Origin of the sequence: Streptococcus sp. Marseille-Q5986, from assembly GCF_946902915.1 — a bacterium.
Lineage (GTDB): Bacteria > Bacillota > Bacilli > Lactobacillales > Streptococcaceae > Streptococcus.
This window is the reverse complement of the sequence record NZ_CAMPPY010000002.1, coordinates 341,875-352,922: the sequence shown is the minus strand read 5'-3', so window position 1 is coordinate 352,922 and position 11,048 is coordinate 341,875. Positions and strand designations below refer to the sequence as shown.

Genomic DNA, 11,048 nt, shown 5'->3' with positions numbered 1-11,048 from the left:
CCATCAAAGACAGATACATTCTCACCGCAATACTGCTTCACTTTCTTTGCTAAGTATTCTCGCAAAGGCTTCCCTGTCACATACTCAGCAAATTTATTAGCTTTCTGACGGTTATTGTGTTCCACGAACGTCATAACACAACATCACCTCATCTTTCTATTTATCCTCAAAACTGCCCTTTTTCTCTTAGTTCTGCATAATCATTTAAAATTCCTCGTAACTCTTCTGGTTCTACTTGAAACTCTTTGAACCAACTGCCATTAGGCGATATATGCATCTGCTTCATATCTACAAAATCCATTGGAAGCAAGAGGCAATAAGGACTGTCAATACCTGTACCTTGTTCTCTTTCCAAAAATGCAACTATGAAATCTTGCTCACCTTTGCACCTAATCCCCCAATGATTTGACTTTCCGCCTGAATATAACGAACTGTATTTCACATCAATCGTCATATTTTTAAAAACAAAATCATAGACAGGATTATTTTTCTTGAAAAGCGCATTGGCATCAACAGCGTCAGGTACTAAAGTCTGAAACAACTGTTCTGCTTGTCCGCCTAACTTAGCTCCTTTACTGCCAAATTGGATTTTGTCAGCAATCTTCAAGACACCAGCCTTACGTAATTTGATATGCGCGATGTGCATTGGCAGACCACTCAAGCGTACAGCTGTTCTAAAATCTCCATGCTCTAAGTATAAATCGACAATATCCATTACAACTCCTTTAAAATATTTTCAACAAATCGCGCTCCAGCGCTCGAATCCGTCTCTTGCGTGAATCGCACGGCTTCGAATACTCGATTATCTTCTCTTCGTTTTGCTCAATCGTGCGTTTCAGTCCGTCAATGACTGTCTGTTTATCGTAATTCATCTTCTAAAAATCTTTCAATACCTTCTCTATAGGTGGCTTCCACCAGACCGTCTAAGTCGTTCAGGGCTTCAATATAGTCTGGACGCCCTTGCCCATACTGCTCTTTCAAAAATTCAACAAAGAGATGAATTTCCTTATAGGTTACTCCAACCATGTTTCTTACCTCCTATTCGTAAATCTCCAGCTCAATCCTATAATTCTTATTTCCGGACTTGCCACCGTGCATGAACTCAGTCGATACTATCACATTGTAATTGTCATCTGTCCAAATCTTAGCGTCCGTCAAACCATCAAACAAAGCCTTGCTCGTTGGTGACCAGTTCGGTGGGTCATACTTCCGATTGGTCGGAGGATATATCCGAACCTTAACCTTGCAAGGCTTGTCCTCGCTGTAAGGCAAGCCAAAGTAATCTCTCAGTACATTGTTGCCCTCGTATGCAGCTAACTGCCGTAAGAACTTCGTAATTTTAGCCTTTTGATGAAAGTGTGGTCTATCGTTTGAGTTAATCATCTGCTTCCTGTTTAACTCAAATTTAAGAATCAATCTCTCCTGCATTCAACCTCCCTAAGCACCTAACTTTTTCTACACTTGCTATTGCAAGAATGTCATTAGCTAAATCAAAAGCTGTGTACTAATCCAGAACTCCTAACAAGTCCTTGTGCTCCTTTAGTTCATCAACTAAGCTTTCTAGTCGTTCCAATGGATTGCCTTCATATTCCCAGCGTGATAGAGTCTTTTCTGATATGCTCATTTCTTTTGCTATTTCTTTTTGAGATAGCTTTTTTCTTGTCTTAATTCTTTTAGTCTGTTCATACAAAACACTCAAAATGGCAAATCATCATCCGAAATATCCATCGGATTTGAATTTCTCGCGAAACTCGGTGCTTGCTGGTCCTGGTTACCAACTGTTTGTTGACTACCATCTTTCTTAGATTCCATAAGCTGGAAATTCTCAGCAACCACTTCTGTCACATAGACACGTTGACCTTGTTGGTTATCATAAGTCCGAGTCTGAATACGTCCAGTGATTCCAATCAAAGCGCCTTTTTTAGCCCAGTTAGCAAGATTTTCAGCCTGCTTACGCCACATAACGCAATTGATAAAGTCAGCTTCACGCTCTCCATTTTCACTTTTAAAGGTGCGATTTACTGCAAGGGTAAACGTAGCAACTGCCACATTTGACTGTGTGTAACGCAATTCTGCGTCTCTGGTCAAACGACCAACTAATACGACGTTATTCAACATTCTCTATTTTCCTTTCAATTTATCCAAAAGCAGATCCGCATCTTCAATCTGCGACTGCTTAATCATCTTATAATCAACCACTCCAAGATGGTTCAAGAACCATTTAACGATAGAGCCATCCTCTCTGCCTTTTTCAGTAGAAATAGCAGCAATTTCTTTCAAGTAGTAGTTTGCCTTCTCAACTGAGATAACAGGATCATCTTTTTTCTTCGCTGGTGCTTGCTTTTTTGTTTGCGTAGCCTCATTCCCATCATCGTCTGGGTCACTTGTTATTCCAAAAATAGCAGATAATGCGTAGCGTTTAGCGTAAGTGATAGCTGACCCAATTGATTGAGGGTCGTTTTTAACTGGCTTCATTTTGATTGGATCATATTCAATCCATTCGCCTGAGCTATGCATCACTAGTGTCCCAACCGTTACATTCCCAGCTTCATCGCTTGACGGAAACTGTGTGAATGATAAGCCGTTCTTGCTTGCTGACTCTGTGATAGCTTCTACCACATTTTCAAGCGGTACATACTTGCTTTTAAAAAATGGATTGTTAGCATCTTTTAAGGGTTGTTTCATTTCTTGTTGAGTTTTCGCAAAAGCCTTGCTGAACTCTGTTAATGTTTCTGATTTTTTCATATCTTGACCCCTATCTGATACTTAAGTTTTTACGTTCAACCAAACTTGCACCAATGATTTCAAGTCCCTTCTTCAAGTCCTCTTTCAAGCGTTTCTTATCCACTTTCCAAGTCGCTACCTTGTAATCTTCTGGCAAGACTGCTTCGTCTACCTCCACGGCTTGAGATTTTCTAAATGATACCTTGAAAAGTGGTGTATCAACACGTTCATGCCCTGTCAGACTCATACTTGCTGAAAGTGTATCTTTCAAGTGTTCTTTCTTCTTCTCGTCTGCCTTGTTTAGCTCCATCAAGCGCTTAATTTCATTCTTACGAGCCTCAATGTCCGCTTCAAGGTTCTTCATGACCTTGATATAGTTTTCTACCTTGGTTTCATACTCAGTTTCCCAATCAATGGAATCCAAGGTGTCTCGTTTTGTTTCTTCGTCCAACTCCAAGTTGTAAATATCAAGAAATTGCCCTGTCAATTCGTAAAGTGTTGCCATTGTTTCTCTCCTATGCCCCTTATTCTTCATATTTGGGGTCTATTTCCGTTTTTTATTCTTCGTTCGATAATTTATATACCTGCTTCTTAAAATCGAATACAGGCGATTTTAGAGCCTTCTAAGAGCTCATCTTCTTCCCTTCGTCTTCTTCAAATTCCAATTTTCACGCTTTAAGCGCCTGTTTTCCTTTTGTAATTTCAAAATAATATCTTGTTGTTCGTTGATGATTTGCCCCAGCTCTTGGGCAAGATGAATATAATCAGAGCGCCAATTGTCGATTTCTGCGTATAACTCCTCAATCATACTTCATCACCCACATATCGGTACTGCCCACATCCAATATAGATGTACCGGCTAGGGTCAAGTTCCTCTTGTTCTTCAGGCGGTTGCATGATATCCCTATCATAATCAAACATGAGCATACACCTTCCCGAGTTCCAAAACTCGTTTCACATATCGAGCTTTGGATGTTAACCCAAGATCCAGCAATTCGTTTTTTTCTTCGTGGTTGGCCAAAAGCCATACACGGTTTTCAAGTTCAATTCTAGTCATCAGCGTCTCCTTTGCTCTATCCCAAATACTTTGCATAGCGTGCTCTTCGTGGTTCTGGTAAGGCTAATGGCTCAGGACGCAATCCTACAGGCGGTTCTACATCATAAGTAAATTGCTTGTCTGAACTTCTCAAGTTCATGCGTGCGACATTACTTGCCATTCGCTGGCGCTCTTTCTGCTTCATTTCAGCGTGGTTATCTAGTTTATTTACTAGCGACCACAGGATGATTCCAACGATTGTTACCAGGTAAATGTATTCCATCATTTTGAGTTTTCCTTTTCTTTATAGATTGCTACGATTCTTTCAAGATCTGCTATACGCTGATTCGCTTGTTGATATTCCTCTTGAAGGTCGATCAATGCTCTGTTTAAATCCAAAGCTACGATTATCCAGTCAGTATTTATTTCTTTTTCCAACCAGTTTTTTATTTTTGTTAAAAAGTTCATCCTACTGATCTCATTTTCTTACTTTTTTCATTTCTTTTTTCCAATCTAGGCTTCCTCTGTATTGCAGGTAGGCATCAAAACCTTTAATCGTGACAAGCTGGCCATCATTCCTAAGATGCTTCTGTTGGCTAGGTAGCTTTTTCATCTCACGTCTCATGTCTCCCGCTTGCCGTTTTGAACATCCAAAGATGCGCTCTAGTTCTTCATCGTTTGCAGAAATCTTCTCGATGATCACATCTTTAATTCTCACGATTTGAACTGTTTCCATTTTTGCTCCTTTCATGTTATAATTTCCTTGAATAATTTTGATTAGCGCCTGGTTGCCGTCAGGTGCTTTTTGTTTTATCTTAGTTCATCCAAGCTGACTTCCAGTGCGTCAGCGATTTTACACATATTCTTAAAAGAAATACGCTCGGTTTTGATATTTCTGATTGTATTTGGACTGATACCAGCTTTTTCAGCTAATGCCTTCTGTGTCATCCCTTTTTCAATCAACAAATGCTTAAACTTCTTCCACACACATTGCTCCTTTCCCAATATATTGTGTTTTAAACATATAAAAACACTACATATTGTTATTTAATTTAGATTATGCTATAATCATTCTTGACTAAGACCTCTCACGTTTTAGTCAAAATTCCAATAGAAAGGAGATGTAATATGGATTCTAATAAATTTATGGAAGTTGTCTCGAAACACATAGATCAAAATTTTAATTCAAACAATCAACTAGTAGACTACGTTGTGACTGAATTAAATTCGTTAGATCTCGGTATCAATACTGAACAAGCTCAACATATTGTCAACATTATTGAATATGTGTCAAAATCAACTTCTAAAAGCGCCATTATTGCTTTGGTAAATTCCATGCTAGAACTTGGGCTTCTAAAGATCGACAACTAATTTTATTTGTATCCCAAGTTGTTGTCAGACTTTTTGAATCTATCAGTATTTTTTGAACTAACTCAGGGTCTGCCTTTACAAAGGTGGACTCTTTTTTCCCGCTATACGGATATCGTTTTGGTCTCATTTCTTTCTCCTTTCCCATTTTTGCAAAGTCCTAAATTTGAAATTTTAAATTTCTCTTTTTTTATTTATTAATAGAAGTAGGACTGGTTGTCTTTTAATATTTATTGTTAGTTAATACTTGTTGTTATTTAATACTTATTAGTGCCTTATTTTACTGATTTGTAAAATACAGATTTGTAAAATACAGATTTGTAAAATAAGGAAATGTAACTACTATTCTGTGGATAACTTTTGTAATCCCTTCTCCAATCTCTCCAGCATCATCTCAAATTGAGAATCGGTAATTTTGACATCTGAGAAGAAGCGAAAGGTCTGAACTCCTTTACCTCGTCCAAGACTTTTTTTAAAAGTTCTGAGATAACCAGCCTTCTCTATCTTCTTGAAATGCCTATCTACCATATCCCGACTCACTCCTAAACGATTTGCAATTTCTTCTGGATAGACAATCCAGTTTTCTTTATTGCTGAGTACTACCATCAAGATACCGATAGAAGCAGGCTCTAGGTTCGAATCTTTAAGAAAATCATTGCTGACAGAAGTATAATCGTTAATTGGATTTTTGAAAGATGAGCTGAGCTTCCAAGTTCTTAAAATCTAGCATGATTTCTCCTTCCTAATCTTCAAACACCAAGCGTTTTCTGGTGACTGTTTCCGTCTCTATGCGGACATTTTTCAGTCCATTTTTAAAGATATAATCCGCCGCTTGACTGATTGGTATTCCACTTCCTTGAGCTAGCTCATATAAATCCTCAAATAGTTCATCTGAGATTGCGACCGTGCGAACCCCACGGCTGCTCTTTTTTACTGGTCTTCCTTTCCCTGGTTGCATCTTTACTATCTCCTTCTCTAAATTGCTTAGCCTTTACCCATTTATGGTCTTAATTTCCATCTTGGTATTATGTGATGGTTCCCATGACTTCCAGTAATTAAAAGCCTTTTCTTCGTCTTTTTTCTTCAGTAGGTCATACCGTGGAATCCTAAAGAATTCTTTAAAGTCTTTAGCCGCCTGACGAAAGACCTTGCTGGCAAAAGAGCGGTCTTTATACGCTTGACTATCCTTACCGCCAAGAGCCGTGATGACTTTCACTTTTCTTAAATTTTCAAGCTCTAAACAAATGGATGGGTTGACCGGTTGCTCATTTTTTAGATAATCAACATCTCCTGCCAATACTTCCTGATTTTGCTTTAATTCTTTTTGAGTTTGTAGAACTTGTATCAAGATATCCTCTTGAGTCAGTTCGCTCGGTTGACTTGAAACCACTTCATGCGTCATAAAATTTCTCCTTCCAAGATTTGCTTGTCTTTCTTTCTGATTGCTTGTAAATCGTTAAAGAATCGGATACCTCGATTGACAAAACTGTCAAATTCCTGACCAGCTACCCCGTCCGCATGTAAAACTTTTTCTTCATCTGCGTAGATGAGACCGCCCATATTAGCAAGAAAATCATTCCCTTTCTGGATAAGGCTAAGGATATTCTTGTAGGCTGCGATTTTTTTCTGGTAGTCGTCCAACTGCCCTTGGGATTGCTGGATGGCTTTTGTCAATTCATCGTACTTGTTCGATTTTTCATCCACTTCTGCACGTTGAGCGTACAGGTCTTTCAATTGCGCTTCAAGAAAAGCATTCCTCTCCTCTGCAGACTTAGCACGCTCTTCTAGTTTTTGATGATTCTGGAGGGCTTCCTGATAGTCCGCCGGCATAACAGGAACTTCTTTCACGATTTCCCTAGTCTGTTCTTCCCCCTTTTGCAGTTCCATTATTTTTCTTTTAGCTGCAGAAAATTTTAATTTCAAATCTTGCAACTCTCTGACTGTTGGGTTATCCCCTTGCTCAATCCTGTTAATTTGAGCCTGTTTCTCTTCTGCTGGAAGGGTTGCAATGAGATAAAGGGCCTTTGTCCCCAAATTTGTGTACGTGCCCAAATTTGGAATCTCTTCAGCTATTTTTATAAATCTACTTGCTTCTGTTCTAGCAATTCCTATACTCTCTACCCAACTTCCAAATTGACCGTGGGTAAGATTACGTTCTTTGACATGTTTCAGTCGTCTGCCGATTTCCCAAATTGACTGCCCTGCAATTTGTTTGTGATGATTGATTTCTAGTTCAATCTGATTGAGGTTGTTTGATAAAGCTATTTCATTCACTCTCTAATTCCTTTCTAAATTTGATATAATTAAAATAAAAACGACTGGAGGAGAATAATGAAATCGTCATTTTTTCACTATCTAAAGGAAATCGTCTTATATGGTGTCCTAGTTCCGATTTCGACAGTTATCGTAGGATTTCACCTTTTTACTACCTTCTATCCTATTTCTGATTCACTGTTAACAGATTTCTTGAAAGCTTTTACAGAACAAAGAATCCTTGCTATTGTATTCGTTCTTATTCTTTGCTTTATATTTTTCGGTTCAATTTATTACTGTATTTCATGTGGACGAAATAGAAAATTGATACCTGATAAAGTTTATACACAAATCACAACTTACATTTCATCTGTAGGTTTAGCGACTGCAGTGATAGCTGTCGCTACCTTGACTCTCACAGAATTACAGTTTTCAATCCTTACGGGTTGGATTGCTTTTATCGCTTTGTTGTTGCCACTTCTGAAGTTTAAAGTCCAATACAGCACCTATCAGACTAGCGACAATGTAGCACAGAAAACTACCGAAAACAAAGCCAATTAAGAAAGGCTCTACCATTCTCCTCTCCCCCTTTCTCCTCAGCAATATATGTCACGGTCCTCAATATCTCGTTGAGGGCTGTTCTTTCTAGTTCGTTCATTCCCTTCTCCTTCCTCCTACAACATATCTTCCACTCTACACCCTAGCGCCTTGGCAATCACCACCGCCTGCGACAGCGTCACCGCCTTCAGGTCGTTCTCTATACGTGACAAGGTCGTGTAGTCTATCAAGGTTCGCTTAGCAAGCTCACGCAAGCCCAGCTTTTGAGCAGCTCTCAGCTCCCTCATTTTCGCTCCATACATTGACTTCTTCCTTTCTACTGATAGGTCTTTTCAAAACTGTTGGTACTTGTCAACAGTTTTGATAGAATTAATTCTATCGATTTTGAAAAAGTTTGACCTTCTTGACCAGTTTAATTCATTAAACATTTTATTTACATAAAATCTTTCAAAGCAACATCCAAGCCAACTGCTATTTTATTTAAAGTTCCTAACTTTACGTCTTTAGTAGCACCTGTTTCTAAGTATGTAATTGTCATTCTTGAAACTCCTGATTTTTCAGCAAGTTCATCTTGAGATAAGCCTTGTTTTTCTCTCAGTTGCTTTATTTTCTTACCAATCAATTTACCCTCCTTATATACACTATTTGTTTAATTTATTAAACTTTTTATCTTTTGTATAAGCTGGTCTATAAAAACCAGCTTATACATTCAAGAGATAGTATCTTCTAATAATTGCTTTTCCGTTGAAACTTTCTTAAATTCCTTTTGAATCTTGTAATCCTGATAAGAAGACCACAAGAAAGCAACGATTAGACCAGCATAAATGATATTTAGTATTGTCATAATGCTTTTTTTGTGATATGATAGATTTACAAGTATCAGCTGGGGCTTTCGCCCCTAGCCTAACTTGATTGGGTTATTTACTAGCTTTCTTATTTTCGAGAGCTAGTTTTTTTATTTCTTGCTTTAGTTTCTCTATTTCTGCTTTCTTATGCTGTCTTTCAACATGCTTGTCAAGCAAGAAACTGATTGCTAAAGCTAATATAACACCTTGTTCTAACATATCTTTACCTCCTGATTATTTGCAAGGTTTTGGTCGCCCTATCAACCTTACACTTATAGTTTAACAGATTAAACAATCGTTGTCAAGCGGATTAAACAAAAAATTTGATTTTTTTTTGATTTTTTTGTAAAATATATTAAACAACAGGAGGAATGGTATAAAATGAGAATAGGTACAATTATAAAAGAATATAGAAGCACCCATAAATTATCAATGGAAAAATTCGCTGAACTAGCAGGGAAAAGCAAGGGATATATTTCTATGCTAGAGAAAGGTGAAAATCCAAATACTAAAAAACCAATTTCTCCTTCATTAGAGACATTACAAAATATCGCTTCGGCTATGAATATGGATTTTGATATTTTGGTTTCTCAATTAGATGACAACCAACTCATTTCAAACTCTACTACTCTTTCAGCATACTCAGATTTTCTTACACAGCAAACAACTGACAAGATAGAAAATATACAAGATATATCGCATAGAATTAGAGAATTACGTTTGGCAAATAATTTAGAACAAACAGAAGTAGCTGATTACTTAGGGTATAAATCAGATACAACGGTGTCTAAGTGGGAAAATGGAAAAAATTTGCCAACTGGTGCTAAATTAGCGAAATTAGCAGCACTTTTCAACACAACAACAGATTATATTCTACACGGTAAAGATATAACCCCCACAGCGTCCCCAGATTTGCTCACACAGCAGATAACGGACAAGGTGGTACAATTAACCCCAGATAATAAAAAAATCGTCCTACGGACTTCTGAGGAGCTTCTGGAGAGCCAAAAAGCAAACGGCAGCATCTATCGACAGAAAAACGAAGAGGAAACGAAGAAAAACGAAGTATCGGAGGAAATTGTCAGCTTGTATCAAGTTGAAGTTGTTTCTGAGACGGCAGCAGCTTGCGGATTTAACTACGGATTTGGTTACGACGATACAGACAGAGAGAATATAGAGGTTGACGAGCAACCACCACGCCACGATATAGCGACTAAGGTAAGTGGAGATTCCATGCAACCTGACTACCAAGCCGGAGACATTCTCTATTTGGTAGACAAAGGATTGACTACCTATAATGGAGACCTGGCAGTGATTGCATACGGAGACCGTTCTTACTTCAAAAAGATCTATACCGAAAACGGACGCTTACGCCTCGTATCGCTCAATGACAAGTATGAAGACATCATCCTAGACTTCCCACCAGCCGAAGACACACACATCAAGATCTATGCAGTTGTCGGAGTATATAGAGGGGGATAAAATGAACAAAGAAAATCCATATTTTGAACAAACCAAACAAAACTACATAGAAGTTGAAAAACTCTATAAACTTGGTAAAGCAAAACATACATCCTCTAAATACCGATTTCTTGCACCAGCAGTTAAAAGACAATCTGAACAATTCTTATTTGAAGCTAAGACTCAAAAAAGAAAATATTGGAAATTCAGTCGTGGCTCTCTGATATTCGTAGAGTTCGGTGTAAATATAGGCGGAGAATTATCAAATAATCATTGGGCTATTGTCTTAGACAAAGTAGATAGTCCCTATAAAAAAACACTTACAGTAATTCCTCTAACATCTAAAAATCAAATAGATACTGTACTCATAGACGAAGTCATTGCGGAATATCCTTCTATTTTGCTTGATGAATATGTTGAAAAATTACACAAAGAACTATTTGCCTACCTAAAATATTTAGATTCCAATAATGCAATTACTGAAACTGCCTTATCGGATGTCTACCAAGCTTATACAGAACAATTTTCAAACGAAATAATTCAACCTAAGATAATAGACGATGACCACCTTAAACGGACACAATCAGAAATAACTGACATTATTGAATTAACTCAATACTACAAAAAATACATTAAGCGTTCTTATGCCAAGTGTAATAACCTTCAAACAATCAGCAAAGATAGAATTTTAAAGAAAAATAGATTAGATCCAATCGGAAAAATGAAAGTATCTGATAACACATTGGACAAAATTAACGAAAAGTTAAAAGAATTATACCTTTTCTAATCTCTTGACATTTCTT

At 37.6% G+C, this 11,048-nt stretch carries 25 protein-coding genes and 1 pseudogene; 5 read left to right on the top strand and 21 right to left on the bottom strand.

Going from position 1 to position 11,048, the window contains the following annotated elements; translation table 11 throughout:
* Nucleotides 1-166 precede the first annotated feature (166 nt).
* The 13 genes from OVN21_RS05265 to OVN21_RS05205 all read right to left on the bottom strand — a co-directional run bounded on the left by OVN21_RS05265 (nucleotide 167) and on the right by OVN21_RS05205 (nucleotide 4,747).
* A complete protein-coding gene (locus OVN21_RS05265) occupies nucleotides 167-715 on the bottom strand; it encodes a hypothetical protein (protein ID WP_267246866.1) in 549 nt (182 codons plus the stop codon).
* A gap of 143 nt (nucleotides 716-858) precedes the next feature.
* Nucleotides 859-1,026, bottom strand: coding sequence for a hypothetical protein (locus OVN21_RS05260; protein WP_267246865.1), 168 nt, complete (start codon nucleotides 1,024-1,026; stop codon nucleotides 859-861).
* Nucleotides 1,027-1,038: 12 nt separating this feature from the next.
* Nucleotides 1,039-1,428: a hypothetical protein gene (locus OVN21_RS05255; RefSeq protein WP_267247559.1), complete on the bottom strand. Its 390-nt coding sequence runs from the start codon at nucleotides 1,426-1,428 to the stop codon at nucleotides 1,039-1,041.
* Nucleotides 1,429-1,504: 76 nt separating this feature from the next.
* Nucleotides 1,505-1,690: a helix-turn-helix domain-containing protein gene (locus tag OVN21_RS05250; RefSeq protein ID WP_267247567.1), complete on the bottom strand. Its 186-nt coding sequence runs from the start codon at nucleotides 1,688-1,690 to the stop codon at nucleotides 1,505-1,507.
* Nucleotides 1,691-1,695: 5 nt separating this feature from the next.
* Complete coding sequence (ssb, locus tag OVN21_RS05245) at nucleotides 1,696-2,118, bottom strand: single-stranded DNA-binding protein (RefSeq protein WP_267247558.1); 423 nt, start codon at nucleotides 2,116-2,118, stop codon at nucleotides 1,696-1,698.
* Nucleotides 2,119-2,121: 3 nt separating this feature from the next.
* Nucleotides 2,122-2,745, bottom strand: a complete 624-nt coding sequence (locus tag OVN21_RS05240; protein ID WP_267247557.1) for an ERF family protein — start codon at nucleotides 2,743-2,745, stop codon at nucleotides 2,122-2,124.
* A 10-nt stretch (nucleotides 2,746-2,755) separates the two neighbouring features.
* A complete protein-coding gene (locus OVN21_RS05235) occupies nucleotides 2,756-3,229 on the bottom strand; it encodes a siphovirus Gp157 family protein (protein ID WP_267247556.1) in 474 nt (157 codons plus the stop codon).
* Nucleotides 3,230-3,355: 126 nt separating this feature from the next.
* Complete coding sequence (locus OVN21_RS05230) at nucleotides 3,356-3,532, bottom strand: hypothetical protein (RefSeq protein WP_267246861.1); 177 nt, start codon at nucleotides 3,530-3,532, stop codon at nucleotides 3,356-3,358.
* Nucleotides 3,533-3,637: 105 nt separating this feature from the next.
* Nucleotides 3,638-3,781, bottom strand: a complete 144-nt coding sequence (locus OVN21_RS05225) for a hypothetical protein (protein WP_000196747.1) — start codon at nucleotides 3,779-3,781, stop codon at nucleotides 3,638-3,640.
* 16 nt (nucleotides 3,782-3,797) lie between these two features.
* Nucleotides 3,798-4,046 (bottom strand): hypothetical protein, encoded by a 249-nt coding sequence (locus OVN21_RS05220; protein ID WP_267246860.1) that lies wholly within the window; start codon nucleotides 4,044-4,046, stop codon nucleotides 3,798-3,800.
* Nucleotides 4,043-4,228 carry a hypothetical protein gene (locus OVN21_RS05215; RefSeq protein ID WP_267246859.1) on the bottom strand — a complete coding sequence of 62 codons (186 nt, stop codon included), beginning with the start codon at nucleotides 4,226-4,228 and terminating at the stop codon, nucleotides 4,043-4,045. The genes OVN21_RS05220 and OVN21_RS05215 overlap by 4 nt, the downstream gene beginning before the upstream one ends.
* Before the next feature lie 10 nt (nucleotides 4,229-4,238).
* Nucleotides 4,239-4,496: a hypothetical protein gene (locus OVN21_RS05210; RefSeq protein WP_323743920.1), complete on the bottom strand. Its 258-nt coding sequence runs from the start codon at nucleotides 4,494-4,496 to the stop codon at nucleotides 4,239-4,241.
* 74 nt (nucleotides 4,497-4,570) lie between these two features.
* On the bottom strand, nucleotides 4,571-4,747 hold the full coding sequence (locus OVN21_RS05205; protein ID WP_033675869.1) for a helix-turn-helix domain-containing protein: 177 nt from the start codon (nucleotides 4,745-4,747) through the stop codon (nucleotides 4,571-4,573).
* A gap of 141 nt (nucleotides 4,748-4,888) precedes the next feature.
* Between OVN21_RS05205 and OVN21_RS05200 the strand changes: the two genes are divergently transcribed.
* On the top strand, nucleotides 4,889-5,131 hold the full coding sequence (locus OVN21_RS05200) for a hypothetical protein (RefSeq protein WP_267246857.1): 243 nt from the start codon (nucleotides 4,889-4,891) through the stop codon (nucleotides 5,129-5,131).
* Between the two features lie 339 nt (nucleotides 5,132-5,470).
* Here the strand turns inward: OVN21_RS05200 and OVN21_RS05195 are convergent, their stop codons facing one another.
* The 4 genes from OVN21_RS05195 to OVN21_RS05180 all read right to left on the bottom strand — a co-directional run bounded on the left by OVN21_RS05195 (nucleotide 5,471) and on the right by OVN21_RS05180 (nucleotide 7,402).
* On the bottom strand, nucleotides 5,471-5,734 hold the full coding sequence (locus tag OVN21_RS05195; RefSeq protein ID WP_222861492.1) for an HTH domain-containing protein: 264 nt from the start codon (nucleotides 5,732-5,734) through the stop codon (nucleotides 5,471-5,473).
* Nucleotides 5,735-5,870: 136 nt separating this feature from the next.
* Nucleotides 5,871-6,086: a hypothetical protein gene (locus tag OVN21_RS05190; RefSeq protein ID WP_267246856.1), complete on the bottom strand. Its 216-nt coding sequence runs from the start codon at nucleotides 6,084-6,086 to the stop codon at nucleotides 5,871-5,873.
* A gap of 33 nt (nucleotides 6,087-6,119) precedes the next feature.
* The gene (locus OVN21_RS05185; RefSeq protein WP_267246855.1) at nucleotides 6,120-6,530 is read right to left on the bottom strand and encodes an ORF6C domain-containing protein; all 411 of its coding nucleotides are present in this window, start codon (nucleotides 6,528-6,530) and stop codon (nucleotides 6,120-6,122) included.
* Nucleotides 6,527-7,402: a DUF3102 domain-containing protein gene (locus OVN21_RS05180; RefSeq protein WP_267246854.1), complete on the bottom strand. Its 876-nt coding sequence runs from the start codon at nucleotides 7,400-7,402 to the stop codon at nucleotides 6,527-6,529. Before OVN21_RS05180 ends, OVN21_RS05185 begins: the two co-directional genes overlap by 4 nt.
* 57 nt (nucleotides 7,403-7,459) lie before the next feature.
* On the opposite strand from OVN21_RS05180, the gene OVN21_RS05175 reads away from it, so the two are divergent.
* A complete protein-coding gene (locus OVN21_RS05175; protein WP_267246853.1) occupies nucleotides 7,460-7,942 on the top strand; it encodes a hypothetical protein in 483 nt (160 codons plus the stop codon).
* 113 nt (nucleotides 7,943-8,055) lie between these two features.
* Here OVN21_RS05175 and OVN21_RS05170 read toward each other — a convergent pair whose 3' ends face one another.
* The 4 genes from OVN21_RS05170 to OVN21_RS05155 all read right to left on the bottom strand — a co-directional run bounded on the left by OVN21_RS05170 (nucleotide 8,056) and on the right by OVN21_RS05155 (nucleotide 9,003).
* A complete protein-coding gene (locus tag OVN21_RS05170; RefSeq protein ID WP_267247555.1) occupies nucleotides 8,056-8,241 on the bottom strand; it encodes a helix-turn-helix domain-containing protein in 186 nt (61 codons plus the stop codon).
* Between the two features lie 131 nt (nucleotides 8,242-8,372).
* Entirely contained in the window at nucleotides 8,373-8,561 is a 189-nt protein-coding gene (locus OVN21_RS05165; protein WP_267247554.1) for a helix-turn-helix domain-containing protein, read from the bottom strand.
* Between the two features lie 87 nt (nucleotides 8,562-8,648).
* Nucleotides 8,649-8,783, bottom strand: coding sequence for a hypothetical protein (locus OVN21_RS05160; protein WP_267247553.1), 135 nt, complete (start codon nucleotides 8,781-8,783; stop codon nucleotides 8,649-8,651).
* Nucleotides 8,784-8,856: 73 nt separating this feature from the next.
* Nucleotides 8,857-9,003, bottom strand: a complete 147-nt coding sequence (locus OVN21_RS05155; RefSeq protein ID WP_007285158.1) for a hypothetical protein — start codon at nucleotides 9,001-9,003, stop codon at nucleotides 8,857-8,859.
* Nucleotides 9,004-9,165: 162 nt separating this feature from the next.
* Here OVN21_RS05155 and OVN21_RS05150 point away from each other — a divergent pair.
* The 3 genes and pseudogenes from OVN21_RS05150 to OVN21_RS05140 all read left to right on the top strand — a co-directional run.
* Nucleotides 9,166-9,354: pseudogene (locus OVN21_RS05150) on the top strand (helix-turn-helix domain-containing protein); the annotation flags it as partial.
* Nucleotides 9,355-9,459: 105 nt separating this feature from the next.
* Nucleotides 9,460-10,266, top strand: a complete 807-nt coding sequence (locus OVN21_RS05145) for an XRE family transcriptional regulator (RefSeq protein WP_267247566.1) — start codon at nucleotides 9,460-9,462, stop codon at nucleotides 10,264-10,266.
* 1 nt (nucleotide 10,267) lies between these two features.
* Nucleotides 10,268-11,032 carry a hypothetical protein gene (locus tag OVN21_RS05140; RefSeq protein ID WP_267247552.1) on the top strand — a complete coding sequence of 255 codons (765 nt, stop codon included), beginning with the start codon at nucleotides 10,268-10,270 and terminating at the stop codon, nucleotides 11,030-11,032.
* Nucleotides 11,033-11,048 lie beyond the last annotated feature (16 nt).

Coding starts and splice junctions, on each gene's coding strand:
- OVN21_RS05265 (WP_267246866.1), bottom strand. CDS start 715: ATGGATATTGTCGATTTATACTTAGAGCATGGAGATTTTAGAACAGCT.
- OVN21_RS05260 (WP_267246865.1), bottom strand. CDS start 1,026: ATGGTTGGAGTAACCTATAAGGAAATTCATCTCTTTGTTGAATTTTTG.
- OVN21_RS05255 (WP_267247559.1), bottom strand. CDS start 1,428: ATGCAGGAGAGATTGATTCTTAAATTTGAGTTAAACAGGAAGCAGATG.
- ssb (WP_267247558.1), bottom strand. CDS start 2,118: ATGTTGAATAACGTCGTATTAGTTGGTCGTTTGACCAGAGACGCAGAA.
- OVN21_RS05240 (WP_267247557.1), bottom strand. CDS start 2,745: ATGAAAAAATCAGAAACATTAACAGAGTTCAGCAAGGCTTTTGCGAAA.
- OVN21_RS05235 (WP_267247556.1), bottom strand. CDS start 3,229: ATGGCAACACTTTACGAATTGACAGGGCAATTTCTTGATATTTACAAC.
- OVN21_RS05230 (WP_267246861.1), bottom strand. CDS start 3,532: ATGATTGAGGAGTTATACGCAGAAATCGACAATTGGCGCTCTGATTAT.
- OVN21_RS05225 (WP_000196747.1), bottom strand. CDS start 3,781: ATGACTAGAATTGAACTTGAAAACCGTGTATGGCTTTTGGCCAACCAC.
- OVN21_RS05220 (WP_267246860.1), bottom strand. CDS start 4,046: ATGATGGAATACATTTACCTGGTAACAATCGTTGGAATCATCCTGTGG.
- OVN21_RS05215 (WP_267246859.1), bottom strand. CDS start 4,228: ATGAACTTTTTAACAAAAATAAAAAACTGGTTGGAAAAAGAAATAAAT.
- OVN21_RS05210 (WP_323743920.1), bottom strand. CDS start 4,496: ATGGAAACAGTTCAAATCGTGAGAATTAAAGATGTGATCATCGAGAAG.
- OVN21_RS05200 (WP_267246857.1), top strand. CDS start 4,889: ATGGATTCTAATAAATTTATGGAAGTTGTCTCGAAACACATAGATCAA.
- OVN21_RS05195 (WP_222861492.1), bottom strand. CDS start 5,734: ATGGTAGTACTCAGCAATAAAGAAAACTGGATTGTCTATCCAGAAGAA.
- OVN21_RS05190 (WP_267246856.1), bottom strand. CDS start 6,086: ATGCAACCAGGGAAAGGAAGACCAGTAAAAAAGAGCAGCCGTGGGGTT.
- OVN21_RS05185 (WP_267246855.1), bottom strand. CDS start 6,530: ATGACGCATGAAGTGGTTTCAAGTCAACCGAGCGAACTGACTCAAGAG.
- OVN21_RS05175 (WP_267246853.1), top strand. CDS start 7,460: ATGAAATCGTCATTTTTTCACTATCTAAAGGAAATCGTCTTATATGGT.
- OVN21_RS05170 (WP_267247555.1), bottom strand. CDS start 8,241: ATGTATGGAGCGAAAATGAGGGAGCTGAGAGCTGCTCAAAAGCTGGGC.
- OVN21_RS05160 (WP_267247553.1), bottom strand. CDS start 8,783: ATGACAATACTAAATATCATTTATGCTGGTCTAATCGTTGCTTTCTTG.
- OVN21_RS05155 (WP_007285158.1), bottom strand. CDS start 9,003: ATGTTAGAACAAGGTGTTATATTAGCTTTAGCAATCAGTTTCTTGCTT.
- OVN21_RS05140 (WP_267247552.1), top strand. CDS start 10,268: ATGAACAAAGAAAATCCATATTTTGAACAAACCAAACAAAACTACATA.